Annotated in this window: 20 protein-coding genes and 1 pseudogene; 15 read left to right on the top strand and 6 right to left on the bottom strand. The window is 45.6% G+C overall.

Features of this window, described 5'->3' with window-relative positions:
- The first annotated feature begins 1 nt into the window (after position 1).
- From fliH to fliJ, 3 genes are read left to right on the top strand one after another with little or no spacing between them, the layout of a single operon-like run.
- Positions 2-757 carry a flagellar assembly protein FliH gene (fliH, locus tag R7Z49_RS01865; RefSeq protein ID WP_005375050.1) on the top strand — a complete coding sequence of 252 codons (756 nt, stop codon included), beginning with the start codon at positions 2-4 and terminating at the stop codon, positions 755-757.
- Positions 750-2,096: a flagellar protein export ATPase FliI gene (gene fliI / locus R7Z49_RS01860; RefSeq protein ID WP_005375057.1), complete on the top strand. Its 1,347-nt coding sequence runs from the start codon at positions 750-752 to the stop codon at positions 2,094-2,096. Before fliH ends, fliI begins: the two co-directional genes overlap by 8 nt.
- A 24-nt stretch (positions 2,097-2,120) precedes the next feature.
- Positions 2,121-2,561 (top strand): flagellar export protein FliJ, encoded by a 441-nt coding sequence (fliJ, locus tag R7Z49_RS01855; RefSeq protein ID WP_017820533.1) that lies wholly within the window; start codon positions 2,121-2,123, stop codon positions 2,559-2,561.
- 16 nt (positions 2,562-2,577) lie between these two features.
- Here the strand turns inward: fliJ and R7Z49_RS01850 are convergent, their stop codons facing one another.
- Both R7Z49_RS01850 and R7Z49_RS01845 read right to left on the bottom strand, forming a co-directional pair.
- A complete protein-coding gene (locus R7Z49_RS01850) occupies positions 2,578-3,636 on the bottom strand; it encodes a S1 family peptidase (protein WP_025768593.1) in 1,059 nt (352 codons plus the stop codon).
- 73 nt (positions 3,637-3,709) lie between these two features.
- Complete coding sequence (locus R7Z49_RS01845; protein WP_033906699.1) at positions 3,710-4,603, bottom strand: LysR substrate-binding domain-containing protein; 894 nt, start codon at positions 4,601-4,603, stop codon at positions 3,710-3,712.
- Positions 4,604-4,731: 128 nt separating this feature from the next.
- Between R7Z49_RS01845 and R7Z49_RS01840 the strand changes: the two genes are divergently transcribed.
- The 6 genes from R7Z49_RS01840 (at position 4,732) to R7Z49_RS01815 (ending at position 9,755) form a co-directional block, all read left to right on the top strand.
- Complete coding sequence (locus tag R7Z49_RS01840) at positions 4,732-5,655, top strand: DMT family transporter (RefSeq protein ID WP_186585098.1); 924 nt, start codon at positions 4,732-4,734, stop codon at positions 5,653-5,655.
- A gap of 147 nt (positions 5,656-5,802) precedes the next feature.
- Positions 5,803-6,201: an SRPBCC domain-containing protein gene (locus tag R7Z49_RS01835; protein ID WP_318111263.1), complete on the top strand. Its 399-nt coding sequence runs from the start codon at positions 5,803-5,805 to the stop codon at positions 6,199-6,201.
- 83 nt (positions 6,202-6,284) lie between these two features.
- Positions 6,285-7,037, top strand: coding sequence for a phosphatase (locus R7Z49_RS01830; RefSeq protein ID WP_186585621.1), 753 nt, complete (start codon positions 6,285-6,287; stop codon positions 7,035-7,037).
- Between the two features lie 156 nt (positions 7,038-7,193).
- Complete coding sequence (locus R7Z49_RS01825) at positions 7,194-7,583, top strand: cytochrome b562 (RefSeq protein ID WP_021035869.1); 390 nt, start codon at positions 7,194-7,196, stop codon at positions 7,581-7,583.
- 218 nt (positions 7,584-7,801) lie between these two features.
- A complete protein-coding gene (locus R7Z49_RS01820; RefSeq protein WP_080276971.1) occupies positions 7,802-8,161 on the top strand; it encodes a hypothetical protein in 360 nt (119 codons plus the stop codon).
- Positions 8,162-8,315: 154 nt separating this feature from the next.
- Complete coding sequence (locus R7Z49_RS01815) at positions 8,316-9,755, top strand: PepSY domain-containing protein (protein ID WP_318111262.1); 1,440 nt, start codon at positions 8,316-8,318, stop codon at positions 9,753-9,755.
- A 57-nt stretch (positions 9,756-9,812) separates the two neighbouring features.
- Here the strand turns inward: R7Z49_RS01815 and R7Z49_RS01810 are convergent, their stop codons facing one another.
- The 3 genes from R7Z49_RS01810 to R7Z49_RS01800 all read right to left on the bottom strand — a co-directional run bounded on the left by R7Z49_RS01810 (position 9,813) and on the right by R7Z49_RS01800 (position 11,688).
- Positions 9,813-10,196: a VOC family protein gene (locus R7Z49_RS01810; RefSeq protein WP_053303870.1), complete on the bottom strand. Its 384-nt coding sequence runs from the start codon at positions 10,194-10,196 to the stop codon at positions 9,813-9,815.
- Positions 10,197-10,207: 11 nt separating this feature from the next.
- Positions 10,208-11,137 carry a LysR family transcriptional regulator gene (locus tag R7Z49_RS01805; RefSeq protein ID WP_033906703.1) on the bottom strand — a complete coding sequence of 310 codons (930 nt, stop codon included), beginning with the start codon at positions 11,135-11,137 and terminating at the stop codon, positions 10,208-10,210.
- Positions 11,138-11,214: 77 nt separating this feature from the next.
- Positions 11,215-11,688 (bottom strand): hypothetical protein, encoded by a 474-nt coding sequence (locus R7Z49_RS01800; RefSeq protein ID WP_186585100.1) that lies wholly within the window; start codon positions 11,686-11,688, stop codon positions 11,215-11,217.
- A gap of 551 nt (positions 11,689-12,239) precedes the next feature.
- On the opposite strand from R7Z49_RS01800, the gene R7Z49_RS01795 reads away from it, so the two are divergent.
- The 4 genes from R7Z49_RS01795 (at position 12,240) to R7Z49_RS01780 (ending at position 15,983) form a co-directional block, all read left to right on the top strand.
- Positions 12,240-12,923 carry a spondin domain-containing protein gene (locus R7Z49_RS01795; RefSeq protein ID WP_005384002.1) on the top strand — a complete coding sequence of 228 codons (684 nt, stop codon included), beginning with the start codon at positions 12,240-12,242 and terminating at the stop codon, positions 12,921-12,923.
- 9 nt (positions 12,924-12,932) lie between these two features.
- Positions 12,933-13,628, top strand: coding sequence for a spondin domain-containing protein (locus R7Z49_RS01790; RefSeq protein WP_005383999.1), 696 nt, complete (start codon positions 12,933-12,935; stop codon positions 13,626-13,628).
- 146 nt (positions 13,629-13,774) lie between these two features.
- Positions 13,775-14,506, top strand: a complete 732-nt coding sequence (locus R7Z49_RS01785; RefSeq protein WP_009704975.1) for a response regulator transcription factor — start codon at positions 13,775-13,777, stop codon at positions 14,504-14,506.
- Positions 14,507-14,609: 103 nt separating this feature from the next.
- The gene (locus R7Z49_RS01780) at positions 14,610-15,983 is read left to right on the top strand and encodes a sensor histidine kinase (RefSeq protein ID WP_213879418.1); all 1,374 of its coding nucleotides are present in this window, start codon (positions 14,610-14,612) and stop codon (positions 15,981-15,983) included.
- A 28-nt stretch (positions 15,984-16,011) separates the two neighbouring features.
- Here the strand turns inward: R7Z49_RS01780 and R7Z49_RS01775 are convergent, their stop codons facing one another.
- Positions 16,012-16,527, bottom strand: coding sequence for a superoxide dismutase family protein (locus R7Z49_RS01775; RefSeq protein ID WP_213879420.1), 516 nt, complete (start codon positions 16,525-16,527; stop codon positions 16,012-16,014).
- 541 nt (positions 16,528-17,068) lie between these two features.
- On the opposite strand from R7Z49_RS01775, the gene R7Z49_RS01770 reads away from it, so the two are divergent.
- Complete coding sequence (locus R7Z49_RS01770) at positions 17,069-18,478, top strand: aminotransferase class V-fold PLP-dependent enzyme (protein ID WP_025768582.1); 1,410 nt, start codon at positions 17,069-17,071, stop codon at positions 18,476-18,478.
- A gap of 62 nt (positions 18,479-18,540) precedes the next feature.
- Positions 18,541-19,119 (top strand): annotated as a pseudogene (locus R7Z49_RS01765) (ABC transporter substrate-binding protein); the annotation flags it as partial.
- Positions 19,120-19,240 lie beyond the last annotated feature (121 nt).

Below are 19,240 nucleotides of genomic sequence, written 5' to 3'. Positions count from 1 at the left end.
CATGCTAGAGACAAAATCAAGTACTATGCGATTGCCTCCGAGCGGGTATCGTTTACACCGTTTTCCGCCTTTAGCGCAACCTAAGACTATCGAAGACGAATTCGGGCTAGATAACCAAGGCTGGCAAGAACCTCAAATAGATATCCAACAGCAACTTGAAGAAGGTTTTCAACAAGGTTTGCAACAAGGACATGAGGAAGGCTTACGCCAAGGTATCGAACAGGGCAAGCAACAAGGTCTGTTGGAAGGCCAAAAAGAAGGTTTCCAAAAAGGCTTTGTTTCCGGTGAGCAGTCTGGAAAGCAAGGCTTTTTGGAGGCGGCGAAGCCTGTCAATGAACTTTTTCACGCCCTTTCTCGTTGGCAAGATGAAAAAGAACAGCAACAACGCCATATGATTTGTGAACTGGTACAAAAGGTAGCTCAGCAAGTGATTCGTGCCGAGCTCACTTTAATGCCTCAGCAGATCCTAGCTTTGGTGGACGAGACATTGTCTGCCATGCCTGGTAAAGCGGAAACAGTAACTGTGCATTTAAATCCGCAAGATTTAGAGCGCATTACTCACATCAATGCTGATTTGCCGCAATCTTGGAAACTGGTCCCTAATACGGAGCTTCCTATTGGTGGCTGTCAGTTAGTGACTGATGACGCAGAAGCGGATGCGAGCTGCGACTCTCGTTTGGAAGCCTGTATGGACAATGTAAAGCAACACCTTTTGGATGAAGTCAGTATTCCACAGGTAGAGTCTGAGCATGAGTAATACCCTAAGCCATGAACTATTAAGTGAGCGTTTGAGCGAAGCCTTGGCTTCGCTCGATTCAATCCCTGTTGCTCGCGTAACAGGGCGATTGATAAAAGTAAACGGCTTAATGTTACAAGCCGTAGGGTGTCGGTTTAAGCTTGAGCAGCGTTGTCTCGTAGAAACCGCGGAAGGCGATATGATCGAAGCGCAAGTTGTGGGCTTTGAACACACTATTGCTTACCTCATGCCTATCCGCCGTTTAGGCGGTCTGTTTGCAGGTGCAAAAGTCATCCCTCTTGATGGTGATAGTACCGTGCAGCTAAGCTCTCAGTGGTTAGGACGCGTACTGAATGGTTTAGGTGAGCCGTTAGATGACGGGGCACCGCTTAAGGGGGGTGATCGAGTTTCACTTGAACCAAAACCGATTAACCCACTGAAGCGACGCCCAGTTGATACGCCACTCAACGTAGGCGTGCGAGCGATTAATGGACTATTGACGGTAGGCAAAGGCCAACGTATTGGTTTGATGGCTGGCAGTGGCGTCGGTAAAAGTGTGTTAATGGGGATGATCACCAAAAACACGGAGGCCGATGTAATTGTGGTCGGGCTTATCGGTGAGCGAGGCAGAGAAGTACGTGAGTTTATCGAGAGAAACTTAACCCCAGAAGCGCGCAAGAAAGCGATCATTATCGCGGCTCCTGCTGATGAATCCCCGCTAATGAGGTTAAGAGCGACACTACTTTGTCATCGCGTTTCAGAGTATTTCCGAGACCAAGGCAAAGACGTTCTACTTCTGATGGACTCTCTAACCCGATACGCCATGGCACAGCGCGAAATCGCTCTTTCGCTCGGTGAGCCTCCAGCTTCTCGTGGTTATCCGCCCTCAGTCTTCAGCGTGTTACCTCAACTCCTAGAGCGAGCGGGTAACAGTGAAAATCAACATGGTAGCTTAACGGCAATTTATACCGTATTGGCAGAAGGGGACGACCAACAAGATCCTGTCGTGGATTCCGCGCGCGCCATCTTAGATGGGCATGTCGTTTTATCGCGTCAACTGGCTGAGCAAGGGCATTATCCCGCGATAGATATCAACGCGTCTATTAGCCGTTGTATGAATACTTGTACGCAGGACGCACACAGCACGATTGCGAATAACTTCCGTCAAATGTACTCCAACTACCTTCAGGTTAAAGAGTTACTGCCATTAGGGGGTTATCAACCAGGACAAGATCCTGAGTTAGATCAATCTGTTGCTATGTATCCAAATTTGCGTGCATATCTACAACAAGCTGCCAACGAGTCTGTAGATTACCCAACCAGTTTGACCGAGCTCGCGCAGCTTTTTCAAAGTGCTTAATCAAATGGGAGTGACAAGGCTGAAATGAAATCCAAGTTAAAAGCCGTAGGCAAGTTACAGCAAATGGAAGAAAAACAGCGTGACCGTGTGGGTCAACAACTTGATGCCATGCGTCAGCGTCACTCCCATCTTTCAATGCAATTGGAACAGTTGTCGGCGTTGAAAGGCCACGCTGGACAATCAACCCGAACCGGCCCGACGCTGACGAGCGCGGCTTTGATGAACTTTAATCGTGTTGACCAAATGCTACAAAGAATGCTTCGTCACCACGAGCAAGAGCAAGCCGTTATGCAAGCGGAATGTGCATCTGTACAGAAAACGCTAGAACACAAGCACGCACGCGTTCAAGGGTTAGAAAAAGTGCTTGATCGTTGGCGTACTAAGCAGAACTATGAAAAAGCGAAAAAAGAGCAAAAGATGATTGAAGACATCATTAACTCTCGCGTTAAGCGCAAGATATTATGATGTCTTGTTGACGCTACTAGGAGCGCGAATAATTTCTGCGGTGTCTTAGCCAACCAAACCAGCCTCCAAGCATGATCAACCCTGATCCGAGAGCACCGCCGCCACTGCTGCCGTTGTTACCAAAGCCAGATGTGTTGGTATCGACAGGCTCAAAGCCAGAGTCCCCTTCGCTATGATAATCTTCCGAACTTGCTAAGAGGGCGTTATAACTGGTTTTTACACCTGAGCTGGTTTGGGTCTCAATCCATGTTGCATAGTTCAAAATCTCGGTAAACACACTTGGAATCGCAGCGGATTCGCAAACTGAAGAACCGTAGCTCACAATGCCAATTTGCTGATACATGCCATTATTGTCTTGATAGGTGAGAGGACCGCCTGAGTCACCCCGACAGATACCAGTGTAGCTTCGTTCAGGAAATCCATTCGCACATAAACTTTCCTGAGCGTTAAACCCTGTTACCAACGAAGCGCATTGGGTGTCGGTAAGGGGTTTTACTTCTGCCCAGCGTAAATAGTTAGGGGGGCTTTCATCATTGGTTGAGGTCTGACCTAAACCGAATATCTGATAAACTGACTTGCTGCTGTAGTCTCCAAAGTCTTGCGGTAAAGTGATGGATTGGACGTTATCGGTGATAGGTCTAGTCAATTCAAGGACAGCGATGTCATTAATCCATAAATCGCTAGGCACATAATCAGGATGAATCGTGATAGAGCGAACATCTTTGAATTCTTCAACAAACACGTCATTCATCGTAGGGTTTTTGACTAACACTCGTAGGTCGTTGATTGTCCAGCCGTCAGTAAAAACGCTTGGTTCTACGCAGTGAGCCGCAGTTAAAATGAAGCGGTCGTTTACAATGGTTCCCCCACAAATATTGGCAAACTGATTAGCGCCAGTTTTATGTAGAATAAGACGTGCAAAAAAAGGAAGTTGGTTTTGGGTAGCCTGCTGACCCCCAATAATTGCCGTGGAGATCCCTTGTTCTGAAAGGCGGTTATCATTTTCTACTTCAGCGGTCGTACTCAAAGATACTGCAAAACAGAGTGCGCTTAGCCATATTTGATACTGCTTCATAAACCATCCTTGGATGAAAAGTGCTCTTCTAACTTTATACTAGTTTTTCAGTGAATGTGCTTAACAAAAGTTTCTAATAGTTGAATGATTGTTGTAGCCAAGATCGCAACAGATGAAACGATTCAAGCTTTAGCTTGTGTGGCGGGCATACAAAGTAAAGCTGTTGATGAGGATTAATGACGGGTTCACCCAGCTCGATTAGCTGACCATATTTGATGTCATCCTTCACAAACAAGCGATGAGTGACCAATAACCCCAAACGACGAGTTGTGGCCTGGACGGCTTGTATCGACATGTTAAAAGTGATTGGTTTTTTATTTTTAGGTCGCTGGATACCCGTCGCGTCCAGCCACACGTTCCAGTCATTTTTTCTTCGTTCGTTAGTAACTTCAATGATGGGATACTGCTTTAAGAGTTGAGTGATGTTTGAGTCCTTGGTCTTCGCTATCAATTCAGGACTGCACACCAAAACCAGTTCATCTTCACTGAGCTTTTCGCAGTAGTAATCCTGCCATTCTTCGGGATTTCCATGCACCAAGGCCGCGTCGATACCTTCTTGTTCTAAATTGAATCTGCCAGACAGGTTTGATAAACGAACGTCTAATTGAGGAGCAAACCCTTGTAAATCTGACATTCGAGGAATCCACCAGTGAAGAGCCAATGAATTCACCATATTGAGCGTAACACGCTGCAAGTTCTGATCTTGGATGAGTGCTTCCGTTGCATCGACAATTTGCTCTAAAGCGGGTGCCACCTTCCTGTAATACTTTTTACCGTCCGCGTTGAGTTGAACTTGTCTGCCTATGCGATCAAATAGAGGCTTGTTGACTTGACTCTCCAGCGATTTAATTGCCTGACTTACGGCTGAGTGGCTCACACTTAATATCTGTGCTGCTTCTGTCATGCTGCCAGACTCAGCTACTGCAACAAATGCGTAGATGGACTTTAAGGGGACTAGTTTCCGCATAATTTAAAAACCGTAGCTGGTGATAGATAAGTTAAACTGTAAGTTTTTCTTACATCAATGGTTAATATTACTCGCTATTTACGATAAGTGATGTCTTTTAAAATGCTCCATATATTAAGGAGTATTGAATGAATGCTGTAAATAAATCTATCCTTTTCATGTTGATGTCTACGTTAAGCTTATCTGTTACTGGACTGTTAGCAAAGCAGTTGTCAGGCGAACTTTCCGTCACACTATTTAGCTTCTTACGTTTTTTGGTGCCTGCGCTTATCTTGCTTATCTTACTTCGTGTGAAAAACCTTACCTTTCCTAAAGCGGGCACGCTAAAGCCTATTTTATTGCGTGCTCTTTGTATCGGTTTGTCACAACTTTGCTTTATCGCGTCATTACAAACGTTAACGCTCGTTGAGGGGGTCGTTTTGTTTGCTACTGGCCCATTATTTATTCCCTTGGTTGAAAAGCTGTTCATGAGGGGGCGCATTCGTGTTTCAACATTGGCGGCTTTAGCAATGGCGTTCACTGGTGTGGTTATGTTGGCGGGCGGTGGAAGTGAGATCACATGGCGAGCGGATTTATTGCTCGGCTTGGCTGGTGGACTCTTCAATTCTGGTTCTCAGCTTACGTTATATAAAGTGAGTAAAACAAATATGTCGCCGCTAGAAATCAACTTTTGGGCGTTTGGTTTTGCTGCCGTATTTCTGTTGCCGCTAACTTTGTTTAACGACTTCGACGCGTTACTTAATATGAGTGTTATGGCGCCTGAGATTTCTTCAAATGTGCTGTGGATCGGTATGATGTCTCTGATGATCATTAACACCCAAGTTTTTCGCTCCAAAGCATATAAACTGGCAAGCAGTGGCTCTCAACTTGCACCACTCATTTTTACTAACTTATTGTTCACTGCGGTTTGGCAGAGCCTGTTTTTTGAAGACCGAATGAGTCAAAGTCAAATTGTTGGGATGAGTTTAATAGTGCTCGCAATCATACTGAACACATGTTGGGTTCGCTTTACGGCGCATCGCAGTGGCGGTTTACAAGCGAGAACTTCTTAGTCTGTCGGAAAATGAAGGGGGCAGGTAGATAAATTGGTCGTGTGGTTTGATTTTTCCTGAGTATGGGCTAGCGTCAAGAAAGGTTCAAGGAGAGAAATCATGCTTACGCTAAATTATTACGTCGAAATTTCGGCGACACCGCAATGAGTGTGGGAAGTGCTAACCGATGTTGAGTTGTATAAACGTTGGGCGCAAGCCTTTTCACCGCAGTCTCAATTTGAAGGAGCTTGGGAAGAAGGAGGTGGCATCACTTTTTTTGATCCAGATATGGGCGGGACAAGGGCGATCATAGATACGGTGCTACCGCTTCAAAAACTTGAATTTCATCATGTTGCCATTTTTAATCCGGATAATCGTCAACAACTCGATGCTGACCTAGCATCTAGGTGGATCGGATCGCGAGAGATCTACCAGATCGATACCAACAACGATCGTTTACTACTCAATGTTACCATTCATACTCACAATGACTTTGTTTCCATGTTTAATCACGGATGGGAAAAAGCCTTACCCTTGATAAAAGCCATTAGTGAAGAGCAAGCTTAGGGTTCTTGCTTATCTTGGGCTGACGATGCGTTGCCGGAAGGTATACAATAGCACGCAAGATAGCGCACCTAAGAGAGTGGATGATGGAATTTAAAGTTGATACCCATACACATACGTACGCCAGTGGTCACGCGTACAGTACCTTGATTGAAAATGCAAAGTTGGCAAAAGAGAACGGGCTGGATATGTTCTGCACGACCGATCACGCAGAATTAATGCCGGGTGCGCCTCATTACTGGTTCTTCTCTAACCAGAAAATTCTGCCTCGTTTTCTTGAAGGCGTTGCGATTATTCGCGGCGTTGAATCTAACATTATGAATACCGAAGGCGACATTGATATTCCACTGAGTGTGGACCGCAACTTAGATTGGGTGATTGCGAGTTTTCATGAACCCGTTTTTCGTCCTGCAAACAAGCAAACTCACACGGAAGCACTTGTTAATGTCATTCAGAGTGGTCGTATTGATGCGCTCGGTCATCTTGGTAATCCAAATTTCGACTTTGATTTTCAGACCGTTTTAGCGTGCGCGAAAGAGCACAATGTCGCGATTGAAATTAATAACACCACGCTGAAAGGCAACAGCCGAGTAGGCAGCGTAGACCGTTGCCACGAGATTGCACAAATCGGGAAAGATCTCGGTGTTTTCTTCACCACGGGCAGTGACGCGCACTTCTGTCACGATGTTGGTAATCTGGATTTGGTTGGAGAGTTAATGGACAAAGTGGGTATTGATAGCAAGAAAGTGATTACTCACACCGCTCAGCAGTTTTTGTCTTTCTTAGCTTTGAGAGGCCGTAAACCAATTGCAGAATATGACAGCATTCTCAACGCATAAACTTGATTACATTTAAGGTATGCACCCGACGCCAGATTGCTTTACACTGCGACCCGGAAATACTCAACTAAGCTAGTTTTTCGCCTTTTATGGCGTAGGTTATTTGGGTGAATAAAGCCGACACAGAATTCGGCACTATAAATGGAGAAGTGAAAAATGTTACGTCCTTTAGTCCTAGGGTGTGCGATTGCGTTTGGCTCAACATACGCAATGGCAGAAGCGGTTGATTTAAAACAAAACATGAAACAGATGAAGATGGAATTCAAACAGGCGGCAGAAGCATCTGATGTCGAAACCATGAAATCTGCGATTGATAGCTTGCAAGCGATTGTTGAACAATCTAAGCGTGGTAATTACCCACCAGAGAAGTTTGATACTTACTTAGAAGGCTTTAACAAGCTGACGGTAACGCTAGATAAGATTGAAGCGGATCTTGATGCGGGCAAGCTACAAGAAGCAAAAGCTCAACTGCGTGAAATCGATAGTCTTCGTGAAGAGTACCACGACAAGCGCAATCCAAGCATTTGGAGCAAGTTGTTTGGCTAATTATATACTGAGCGGAGCATTTGCTCGTGGCAGTGGATTACGCGTTATCTCTAAGTAATGAATGAACACATTATCAGCCTGCCATTTCGGCGGGCTTTTTTGCGACTGTCAATCGATGCATTCAAGAAAACCTGTGAGGTAGCAAGCACTTATTGATCCTGTTTTTGAGCTATCACTCAAAATTGGTTACGCTGTGTGAAATTTGTTAAGTCACCGTTATGCGTAGATTAATTCCTTTTTACCGCTCGATGTTATTTGCTAGTGCTCTCAGTTGGGTGCTAGTGACACTGATGCCTGTTATCAATGCTCATGGTAACAGCATGGGCGTGTGGGCGACGCTATGTACGCTTAACGGATTTGAGTTGGTCCAAATAGAAGAGGGCGACAATTCGGTCAGCCACAAAGGCAAGCCTTGTCCGTTTAGCCACTTCTCGACTTTTCATCACGATACACTTCCAACGACACCGATACTTTCAAGACAGAGCTTGGTGACTTCTGACAGCTACGCTTATTTGGCTCTAAGTGTGCGATTTGAAACACCAGTTCCTCGAGCGCCGCCAGTTTCCCTTTTCTCATAACAAAAACAATTACAAGTAAATAAAGCCAACAACACTGCCACTTCGAGCAGTAGTACTCCCGAATCTAAGTCAATTAGCGCCGCATACAAATGTGTATGTGCAGGATGCGTTTGACTGAATTTGGGTGTTCAACAATGAAAAAAGGAAAATACACATGTTGAGAAACTCGGCAAAGCCTCAACTCAAGGAAGCCTCACGCGCAAAATCCATCTACTTTATGACGTGGCGATGGCACTTTTACGCAGGTTTGTTCGTCATTCCATTTATGCTCATGCTTTCCCTCACGGGGTTGGTGATGTTGTTTGATGATGAAATCGAACTGGCTCGATACGAAGCGACATTACAAGTTTCACCACAAGAGCACATGATTCCTGTCTCTGCACAATTGGAAACCGTAAAGCAGGCGTATCCCGATTTTAATGTCACTCAATTTGTACCTGCTAAAACGGCCGATATCGCCAACCGATTCTCGCTTCAAAACCAAGAAGGCAGCTCGCTGATTGTTGCAGTAAATCCTTACACAGGAGACGTACAAGGCACCATTAATCGTGGTGATAGCATCTATGAACTGATGAATAGTATTCACGGTACGCTGCTCATTGGCGACCTAGGCGACCGTTTAATTGAAATCGCCACAAGTCTGGGGATTTTGCTGTTGGTATCTGGTTTGTACCTTTGGTTACCTAGAGACAACGCCAGTCGCGCCGGCTTTTTGAAAATTCGCCTTAACAACGGTCCTCGGATTTTGATGCGTGACCTGCATGCGAATTTAGGTGGTGTGCTGTCGATTGTTCTGTTGTTCTTTTTGATTTCAGGTTTGTCGTGGGCAGGGATCTGGGGGGCGAAAATGGTGCAAGCTTGGAATACCTTCCCAACCTATTACACATGGGGTGAGAAACCGGAATCCACACTGACACACAAAGATCTCAACCATGGCGCTTCAGAAGAGATGCCATGGAACTTAGAGCTTGCTGCTGTGCCTGAATCGAAAGACAAACCCGCTCATGATCATGCCAATATGAAGGAAGATATGGCATACGCAGGCAGCCATGATGCGCTCTCCATTGATGATATCATCCTCAAGGCTGAAATGATGGGCTTCACTGGTTATAAGCTGTTTTTGCCACGCTCTGAGAAGGGCGTTTACACCGTTGCAGCTAACTCCATGGGTGGCGATATCTCCGACCCAAGACAAGATCGCACCAGCCACTTTGACCAATATTCCGGTCGCTTGTTGGTGGATGTAACGTGGCAAGATTACAGCGTATTTGCCAAGTTCATGGCGGCAGGTGTGTCATTGCATCAAGGTGATGTGAGTATATTGAACAAAGTGCTCAACGTAGTGTTCTGTTTGGCGTTCATCTTAATCTCAATCACAGGTGTGGTGATGTGGTGGATTCGTAGACCAAGTCGCAGTGCCGCATTGGGCGCACCACCTAAGTTTCAGCAAGACGGTATTTGGAAGCTTGGCTTAGTAACGTTGGTGATATTGTGTCTGGCGTTTCCGATGGGCGGTTTGGCAATTGTTACGGTTCTCGCACTGGATTGGCTGTTGTTCAACCGCGTTGAGAAACTGAAAACGGCGTTGAATTAGTAACAGACAAAGAATGGAATAATAAAAGAGCCTGCGAAGTCGAAGTGCTGGCTCTTTTTATTTCTGGTAAATCTCCAGTGGCAAGCCATCTGGGTCTTGGAAGAAGGTAAAGGCTTTGCCTGTAAATTCGTCAATACGAATTGGCTCAACTTCAACGTCATTCGATTCTAGGTAGGCTTTGACTTGCTCAACATCATCAACCAAAAAAGCGAGATGTCGCAGGCCTTGCGCTTCGGGAAAGCTCGGTCTCTCAGGGGCGCCCGGAAAGCTAAACAGCTCAACTTGACTGCCGTCAGGTAAAGCGAGGTCAAGCTTGTAGGAGTCTCTGGCTTCACGATAGTTTTCGGCAATGACTTTCAGTCCTAACACTTCAGTGTAAAAGCGTTTTGACTTTGGGTAATCGCTGCAAATGATCGCGACGTGATGAATGGCATTAAACATGGTTAGCCTCTTCAAGCATGGTTAGTATCCTCGGAGACTAAATGCTCCTTAACGAAGTCGATAAACACACGCAGACGAGCGGGCATGTATTTGGTTTGCGCATACTGCATCGCGATAGCGCCATGGTAGTTACTCTTGATCATCCAATCCGGCAGAACCTCTACCACTTCTCCTTGCTCTAACGCGTCTTTGATCACGAAGTCATGGAAGATCCCAATTCCCAAGCCAGACTTAACCCCGTTCAAGCGCATTTGAGAATGGTTGACGGCGTAGCGTCCACTCACGGCAATGGAGTGGAACGCTTCTTCTTTAAAGAATGACCAGATGTTGTCTTTGTCGTTCTCGGCAAGATAAATGCAGTCGTGTTGCTCAAGCTCGGTTGGGTGCTCAGGCATACCATGTTTGGCTAGGTAATCTGGAGAGGCACATAAAACGAGATTGGTCTTGCTGATCTCTTTGAGCACTAGATTCTCATCGGGTTTGTCGGTGAGCTTAAAGGCAACATCAATACCTTGGCGGAACAGATCAATCTCACCATCTGCTGCACGCAGCTTAAGCTGAATGTTTGGATAACGTTCTAGGAATGGCAACACAAACGGTTGAAGCACCGAATTAAGAAATGCTTCAGGGGCTGCTACTGTGAGTGCGCCTGTTGGCTCAGCATGATCTTCCGCAGATAGCTCAACGGCTTGCTGCGCGGCATTCACCATTGCGATGCTTTGGTCGTAAACCTTTTGCCCTGCTTGAGTGATGATCAACTTACGAGTTGTGCGCTCAAACAGTTTGACCGAGAGGGCTTGTTCCAACCGTGTGATCAACTTACTTAAAGCCGATGGCGTTACGCCGAGTTGTTTAGCAGCAGCGGTAAAACTGCCTTCGTTTACCACCAAGATAAACGAAGCAAGATCAGGAAGTAGGGCAATGAGTTTTGGATTAACCATAATTGTTCAGTTCTGCGCAGCGGAATAACGATATTGTCTGGTACGGTTTCACGAGGTTCAAGTGTCACCGTCTCGCTTTAACGATATTTTGCCAAAAATGCATTGAGTGCAGGCAAGCCAGATTCACCAGTATGGTATTGCTGCCAACAGTGATAAATGGCCGTTTCATGGTCTGCAATTAACTCGATAGCTTCTCGCTCAGCGATTGAATACTGCTGTGAAGCTTTCACTTCTTCATGCCACTCTCGATACTTAACCTCATAAGGTTCTACCCACTTCAAAAGAGTCGCCACCAACTCTTGCCATGGTAAACCAATCCACTTAGTTGCATCTGCCAAGCCTTTATCCAGCATCTCTTGGTGTCGACTTTCGATATCCATGCCATGTGTTAGCAGTACAGGTTTGAGCTTTTCTGCGGTTAGCTCTTCCACTTCAATCAAGGTTTGCCACAGTGTTTGTTGTTCACTTTGGGTGTAATGGCTCAAGTAGTGGTTGAAAAAAGCGATGCCGTAGATTTCGCCATAGTAGGCAGACAGAACGTTATGAATCATGGTGAGAATCGTGATTTAAACAGGGAATACCGCATTGTAGGAGGGGAGAGCGCGAAGTGTAAATATCTGAATATACTCAAGTGACTTCAAGATACATGGTTCAGAGCGTTGTCACTGATTCAAGTTCAAGGAAAACAACGAAGCGGAATAGCGAGCTCTTTCCAAGTTGTTTGACGAAGAAATTGCTTCAGTGGCACGCTCCCGAAGGGCGAGTTGCCTTGGTTCGCATGCTTCGTTAACAATTTTCGATTTAGAACCACTAGATTTTCAAATTGTTGCCTCGCCTTCAAACCAAGTCATCCTCGCTGAACCAAGCATCTCGAGGTTACTTGAGTATAAATAAAAAAGTGCTGCTGACAGAATTCGAACAGAACTTGTGAGAATTTTATGAGAATTCGATGAAGTTGCTGATAGATTTGCTCGTCATTCTTAGAGGCAAGAACGCAAAACGTTCGAAACGTAATGCTTAACCTACTCAAGTCACGAACAAAGAAGTAAAGCCGTACACATGGGCTTGGGTAGTTCAACCCTCATTAAAGGATGGAATCACAATGAAAAAACGTACCCAACTCGGACTCGTCATGACTTCAGTCGCTATGGCACTAGGCTCTGCATCAGTGAATGCGGCGGAATTGGAAATCACCGTGACAAACGCAACCAAAGGCATCTACTTTACGCCACTTATTGTTGCCGCACATGGCTCTGATCTTCAAATGTTCAGAACGGGTCAAGCAGCAACGCCAGAACTAGAAGCAATGGCAGAAGGCGGTGATATCTCTGGTCTTGCTAGTGTGATTGGTAACGCTGGTGGTGCGGTGGTTGAGAACCCTGCTGGTGGTATTTTGAATCCGGGTGTTGCAACCACCTTCACCTTAGACAGTGGCGACCACGGATATCTTTCTCTGAGCGCGATGTTGCTGCCAACCAATGACGGTTTCGTCGGTCTGGATAGTTGGAAGATTCCAACGGAAGCGGGTACATACCGAGCAACGCTAAGAAGTTACGATGCCGGTACAGAAGCGAACGATGAACTTGCGTCTAGCATGCCAAACCCACCTTTCATTACCTTTGGTACTGGCGGCACAGGCGTTGAAGCAACGGTAACTAACGACAAAGTTCACGTGCATCCGGGTAACCTTGGTGATAGCGACCCAACTGGCGGCATCAGTGACCTAGACAGCAGCAGCCATCGTTGGTTAAACCCAGTTGCAACCATCACAATCGTTGTGAAGTAAGGGGGATGTATGAAATACAGAATCTTACTAGTAGCAGCTTCAGTCGGCTTGCTCGCCGGTTGTCCAAGCGATGATGATAATGACGTAGTGAAATCGTACCGCTACACCGTCAACGTGGCGAACTTGACTGCGAATCAACCTATGTCTCCGCTCGCGGTACTCACTCACAATGGTGACTACCAATTGTTTGAAATTGGACAAGCCGCATCTGTTGAACTTGAGCACCTTGCCGAAGGCGGTAGTAACGCTGAGCTGATTGAGTTGATGAACAGCAATGACAGTGTTTACCAAGGCATTTCGGGTAATGGATTGGTGTTGCCGGGGGCATCGGACGAAGTCACCATCACGGTTGACCCTAGTCGTTACGGTTACTTGTCAGTGGCGTCTATGTTCGTGAATACCAACGATGCCTTTGTTGGCGAAACGGGGCTATCGCTCAAATCGCTCGCAGTGGGTGAAAGCTATGAAATGAGCATGAACGTTTGGGATTCCGGTACAGAGCTAAACGATGAGCTTGCCGCAACCATTCCGGGCCCAGCAGGCGGCGGTGAGGGCTTCAATGCCGCCCGTAATGACAGCAATGACGTTGTTGCATTCCATGCGGGGGTAGTTAGCCAAGATGATGGATTAGCAAACTCAGCACTTTCTGCGAACCATCGTTTCTTGAACCCAGGTGCGAAAGTCACCATCACTCGAGTCGAGTAACACAGGCTCCGATGACGTCTCCTTTCCAAAGCGCTTGTAGCCGAGCGCTTTATCCCTCATGGCGTCATCGGAACCTTTTTTGAAAGAATTTCTAATTTGTTCCGGTCATGTGCAAAGTGAGGATACTCGAAGGCAAGGAAAGGACCATGGAACAACAGGCAATCAATTTAGTCGCGAACATCTTGTTGGTGGAAGATGACGATGATTTGGCGGAACTGGTTCAGATGCATCTCAAGTTTCAAGGACACCAAGTGTCGCGAGCAACAAATGTCGCCGATGCTAAAGCGCAATACCAGCAACAACCCTTTGATTTATTGATCCTTGACCGAGGTTTACCAGATGGTGATGGTCTAGACATCTGCCATTATTTGCGGCAGCAACAAGATTGGAGCCCTGTGCTCATGCTGACCGCCAGAGACGGTGAAATGGACAAGGTTGACGGTTTAGAAGCGGGTGTTGATGACTACATCACTAAGCCATTTAGCGTATTAGAATTCCAAGCACGAGTGCGAAACGTGTTACGCAGAGTCAGCCAAACCGCAGAAGCCAAAGTAGTAGATGAAGTCCTCGAAGATGCGATGGATTTTGGTCCGCTGAGAATTATTCCGGAGTTGCACCAAGTATCCCTAAACGACAAGGATGTCACTCTTACCGCGACAGAGTTTACTTTGCTGCAGTTTCTCGCGACTCGTCCGGGCAGAGTCTACAGTAAAGATGAATTGCTCGATCACGTTTGGAACACCAGCCATTCTGGTTATCACCACACAGTGTGTAGCACCATAAACCGTTTACGCAGCAAATTGTCGTTGTCTGACTCTGATCATCACTTCATTCAAACCGTGTGGGGTGTTGGGTATAAGTTTCAACCAAGACACTAATGTAAGAAAGTAAGTCAAGACAGTAAGTCGGCAGCTGTTTTCACCGTCATTTTTCAATCATCACGGGTGTTTCAGAAACATCGCTGTTTAAGGAGGCGATAGGATGAGCTTCAAATCTCGCTTAGTGGTATTTACTAGCTTGTGGTTTTGCCTCGCGGCGGTGGTGATTGCACTGACTTACAATTGGCAAAAAGAAACCATTGAGTTACGCACCAAGCAAAGCCTGCATAAAGAGCTAGCCAGCCACATGCGTGATGATAATCCGCTGATGATCGGGACGGATTACAATCCGAAAGCGCTCAAGTCGATTTTTCACACGCTCATGCTGATCGGCCCTGATTTTGAAATCTACTTCCTCGATAGCCAAGGTAACATCACCACCCATGCTGCACCGGAAGGGGCGGAGATCATGGGGAAGGTGGATCTCAATCCCATTAAGCAATTCTTAAATGACCAGCCTTTTCCTATTTTGGGTGAAGACCCACGCAATCGTGGTGAGCACAAAGTCTTTTCTGTCGCGGCGATAGAAGAATTAGGCTCTACGATCGGTTATCTCTACGTGGTGATTGGCAGTACCCGACATGACGCCATTGCCAATGCTCAAGTCGATACTCCTTACATCGCGCTGGCAGGATTGGTCTTAGTGTCCATTTTAGGCTTTGCTCTTGGAGCTTATGTGCTGGTCAAACGTAGCCTATTGAATCCGATTGAGCGCGTGACCAAGCAACTTCAACAGCAAGCTGAACATGATTTCCGCCTGCAACCTGATTTTACTCACCAAGTGCCGGAGCTCGTGCCGATTGCGCACTCTTATCAGATGATGGCGAAGCACATTCAGCAACAGTTTTTACAGTTGGAGTATCAATCGTCTCATCGTCGTCAAAGCTTGTTGCAGCTTAGTCACGATTTAAAAACGCCGTTATCGAGCGTGCTGGGTTATTTGGAAACATGGCGTTTGCAACATCCGGAATCCGATCCTTTGATTGACGTCGCTTTCCGAAATTGTGAGAAGCTCTCAACTCAACTGCATTCTTTATTAGACGCCGCGCGCAAAGAAGCACCAATGCCAAACTACGAGTACCGCCCCGTGGATTTGGGAGCGTTGATGGCAGAATGTGCTGAAACGATGCAGAGCCAGTTTTCTCGTAAAGAAGTGGTGTTGAAAGTGGATATCGATAGTGAAATCCAAACCGTGGGTGATAAAGGACTCTTAGAGCGGTTGGTGTTGAACCTGCTTGAAAATGCATTGCGCCACAGCCCAATTGGCTCGGAAGTGCATTGCCAAGCGTATTTGAGTGAAGATAAGTCGCGCATCCACTTTACCTTCGTCAATCACATCGAGGAAGAAGCGGAGGGCGGTTCTTTGGGGATCGGGACGAAGATTGTCCAATCGATCTTAATGCTTCACCACAGCTACCTTGAGACCAATGCAACCTCCTCTCAGTATCAACAGAAGTTCACACTTCTCGCAATCTAAAGAGAAGTGTGAGACATAAAGTTAATGTTTATTCAATAACACCACATACGACGCGAGCGCCACCACCACCTAGCTTATTTGGGTGATCGGAGTGATTGTCACCACCTGCATGGATCATTAACGCTCGACCTTTTAAATCCGATAATTTTAGGCGAGGAGCGACAACGGGCTGATTGGCATTGCCGTCCATGTCCACATAGAGTGGAGGCAAGTCGCCTAAATGATTGTCATCGGTCCAAGGATAGCCATGCTTCCCTGTGTTGTTAGGATCATAATGGCCACCTGCTGCGCCGCCTAATACGGTTTTGTCATCCTTTTCTATGCTATCGCAAGATGGATTAGTGTGAACATGGAAACCGTGCACACCTGCTGACAAACCTGATAATTGAGGCGTAAAAACAACGCCATAATCACTTTGTGAAACCTCAATGGTACCAGCGCTCTCATTGGTGTTGAGAGCAGTCATTTCTACCGTTTTTGCTAGCGCGTTAGGGGCGGCGACAAGAGCGGATGCAACTGAAATGCATAGCAATCCTTTTAACATGGGACCTCCTTCTTTTAGGGTGTACGCTCAAGCACATATTAGTGAAAACCTGTTTTACTTATGTCTGTTGAGCGGTGAGTTTATGTCATAGAGTGATGTGTATCACTTTATAGTCTTAAACTGATATCTCGATCCGAAATCAGCTTTCTTTTATTTAGTCTTAACATGTTGAGATCGTTAAGATATAAAAAGAATAGACGCCAATCTTAAAATAGCCTGAATATTTTTAAATTAACGCAAAGTTAAATTTTTAATGACTTTATAACAAAGCTCATAATTGTTTTATAAAGAATTTGGTGGAATTGTCCGCAATAAAGAATAATCAAATTAACGAATATATTAATGTGAACATTGTTGTTTATAGATTTGTGGTCAAACTGTTGCTTATATCATCAAATAAGATAAAAAAATGGAACTAAAGTCACTTAATGGCAGAGGAAAAAATTAAACTCTGATTGTAATGGGTAATAATGTTTTAGTAACAGATAGTTACGCACTTAAAATTAATAATATGGCTAATTTCCGACAAGGATTGAAAAAGATGAAAGACAAGGAATCTATTCAGACTAATAGCAGCCGCCGTAATTTTCTGAAAGGCGCAACAGGAGCTGTTGTTGCTGGTGTGAGTGCTTCCGCTTTCTCAGGCGTAGCTCAAGCACGAGAACAGAAAATTGATTGGAGCAGCCGCGGGCTAGGTAGAAAACACGATAAGCGCTTCTGGCGTAAAGTGCGAAGACAGTTCGTTTTGGACAAACGAACCACTTACATGAACATTGGTACAACAGGTTCAATGCCAAAACATGTTCTTGAAGATTACGAGTATAACAACAAGCTGGTGGCTAAATATCCTTGGGACATGAAAGGCAAATTTGGCTCTTGGCCTTATGTTTCAGAGATGGTTAAAGACGTCGCACCAGGTTTTGGTGCTAACCCAGAAGAGATCATTCTCAGCCGCAACACTACTGATGGCTTATGCTCGATCATTAATGGCTTACACTTTGAACCAGGTGATGTGATTCTAACGACACACCATGAACATATTGCTGCAACATCACCTATGAACGTAGCGAAACATCGTTTTGGTGTGGATGTGGTAGAAATTCAACTACCAGTATTTACTGGTACCGAAAACGTTTCTGAGCAAGATTACATTCAAGCGTTCCGAGACGCGCTTGATGCGAATCAAAACGTTCGCCTAATTGTTTTCTCTCATATCACATACAAAACAGGAACCGCGCTACCAGCAAAAGCCATTTGTGCTTTAGCAAAAGAGTATGGTGTACCTACTCTTGTTGATGGCGCGCATACGGTCGGTATGTTTGACCTTGATTTCCACGATATGGATTGTGATTTCTATGCAGGTTCTGGTCATAAGTGGCAGTGTGGTCCGGGCGCGACAGGTATTCTGTATGTTCGTGATAACGGTAACCGTTTGAATGAGTATTGGAGTGACCGAGAGAACCCGTTATGGTTGATCAACTCCTCACTTTCTCATGCTGATTACCTAGGTAAACAGCTGCAAATGCAATACATTGGTAACGATAACTATCCTGCGAAACAAGCACTAGTTGATAGTTGCAAAATGTGGGATGAGATTGGTCGAGACCGTATCGAAGAGCGAGTTGTAAGCCTTGGTAGTTTATGTAAAACCTTGCTTCAAGAGTACTTACCACAAGCCAAAATGTATTCACCAAACGTGGAAGGCTTAACCAGTGGCTTAACGACGGTTAACCCGTTCTCCGATGTAACTAATGAAGAGATACTGACGGAATTCCGAGATCGTTTACGTGAAGAGTATGGTTACATCATCCGTACGACTAGCTTTAAGCTGCATAAGGATGATGACTTTGATACTTACGCGCTGCGTATCTCTACGCATTTGTTCCATGACGAACAAGATGTGGAAGGGCTCGTAGTGGCGATGACGAATTTGTATTACTCGTCGTTCTAACATCGTTGTTTATCACTCAAGCGCCCATTATTGGGCGCTTTGTGAAAGGTAAGGATATTATTATGTCAGTCATAGCATTTAAAAGAACTTTAGCGACGGTGGCGCTCATGGTTACCTCTGTTGCGTCGTCTGCCGCTTGGTCAGACGATTTACAACAAATCCGTGAACGCGGTGTACTGCGTCACATTGGTGTCCCGTACGCTAACTTTGTCTCCTATATTGAACAAGGTGAAGTGGAAACTTTGACTGGCTTGGATGTAGAGATAATAAAAGGTTTTGCCAAGTCGCTAGGTGTTCAGTACCAGTATGTTCCAGCACAGTGGAGCGACGTGGTTGGTAAGTTGACAGGGCAAAATGTGCAATATCACAACAAGCAGGCTGTTGTCGGAGAAAGTGTTCCAATTGAAGGCGATTTGATCGCAAACGGCGTTACTATTCTTGATTGGCGCTCTGAGGTAGTCGATTTTTCACAGGATTATTTTCCTTCAGGTGTATGGTTGGTTTCCAGATCCGACTCTAGTCTGAGCCCGATTAAACCAAGTGGGTCGGTCGATGAAGATGTTAAAAACGTCAAGCAGCTGATCGATGGTCGCGAAGTGTTAGCTTTAGAACATTCTTGCTTGGATCCTAACCTTTATGACGGCTTTGTTGCGTAATTCGATGGAACTAAATCAGGAAGTTACGATCTGATCGGTTACATCAGTTAATCATCGTAGCCTTATGCCGAAACCTCGTTACAAAACAACTAACTGGAAGCAGTAC

Origin of the sequence: Vibrio sp. 1562 (genome assembly GCF_033340155.1) — a bacterium.
In the GTDB taxonomy this organism is placed as follows: domain Bacteria; phylum Pseudomonadota; class Gammaproteobacteria; order Enterobacterales; family Vibrionaceae; genus Vibrio; species Vibrio alginolyticus.
The sequence above is the reverse complement of the archived record's forward strand: the minus strand, read 5'-3'. Positions and strand labels throughout refer to the sequence as shown.

Coding starts and splice junctions, on each gene's coding strand:
- fliH (WP_005375050.1), top strand. CDS start 2: ATGCTAGAGACAAAATCAAGTACTATGCGATTGCCTCCGAGCGGGTAT.
- fliI (WP_005375057.1), top strand. CDS start 750: ATGAGTAATACCCTAAGCCATGAACTATTAAGTGAGCGTTTGAGCGAA.
- fliJ (WP_017820533.1), top strand. CDS start 2,121: ATGAAATCCAAGTTAAAAGCCGTAGGCAAGTTACAGCAAATGGAAGAA.
- R7Z49_RS01850 (WP_025768593.1), bottom strand. CDS start 3,636: ATGAAGCAGTATCAAATATGGCTAAGCGCACTCTGTTTTGCAGTATCT.
- R7Z49_RS01845 (WP_033906699.1), bottom strand. CDS start 4,603: ATGCGGAAACTAGTCCCCTTAAAGTCCATCTACGCATTTGTTGCAGTA.
- R7Z49_RS01840 (WP_186585098.1), top strand. CDS start 4,732: ATGAATGCTGTAAATAAATCTATCCTTTTCATGTTGATGTCTACGTTA.
- R7Z49_RS01830 (WP_186585621.1), top strand. CDS start 6,285: ATGGAATTTAAAGTTGATACCCATACACATACGTACGCCAGTGGTCAC.
- R7Z49_RS01825 (WP_021035869.1), top strand. CDS start 7,194: ATGTTACGTCCTTTAGTCCTAGGGTGTGCGATTGCGTTTGGCTCAACA.
- R7Z49_RS01820 (WP_080276971.1), top strand. CDS start 7,802: ATGCGTAGATTAATTCCTTTTTACCGCTCGATGTTATTTGCTAGTGCT.
- R7Z49_RS01815 (WP_318111262.1), top strand. CDS start 8,316: ATGTTGAGAAACTCGGCAAAGCCTCAACTCAAGGAAGCCTCACGCGCA.
- R7Z49_RS01810 (WP_053303870.1), bottom strand. CDS start 10,196: ATGTTTAATGCCATTCATCACGTCGCGATCATTTGCAGCGATTACCCA.
- R7Z49_RS01805 (WP_033906703.1), bottom strand. CDS start 11,137: ATGGTTAATCCAAAACTCATTGCCCTACTTCCTGATCTTGCTTCGTTT.
- R7Z49_RS01800 (WP_186585100.1), bottom strand. CDS start 11,688: ATGATTCATAACGTTCTGTCTGCCTACTATGGCGAAATCTACGGCATC.
- R7Z49_RS01795 (WP_005384002.1), top strand. CDS start 12,240: ATGAAAAAACGTACCCAACTCGGACTCGTCATGACTTCAGTCGCTATG.
- R7Z49_RS01790 (WP_005383999.1), top strand. CDS start 12,933: ATGAAATACAGAATCTTACTAGTAGCAGCTTCAGTCGGCTTGCTCGCC.
- R7Z49_RS01785 (WP_009704975.1), top strand. CDS start 13,775: ATGGAACAACAGGCAATCAATTTAGTCGCGAACATCTTGTTGGTGGAA.
- R7Z49_RS01780 (WP_213879418.1), top strand. CDS start 14,610: ATGAGCTTCAAATCTCGCTTAGTGGTATTTACTAGCTTGTGGTTTTGC.
- R7Z49_RS01775 (WP_213879420.1), bottom strand. CDS start 16,527: ATGTTAAAAGGATTGCTATGCATTTCAGTTGCATCCGCTCTTGTCGCC.
- R7Z49_RS01770 (WP_025768582.1), top strand. CDS start 17,069: ATGAAAGACAAGGAATCTATTCAGACTAATAGCAGCCGCCGTAATTTT.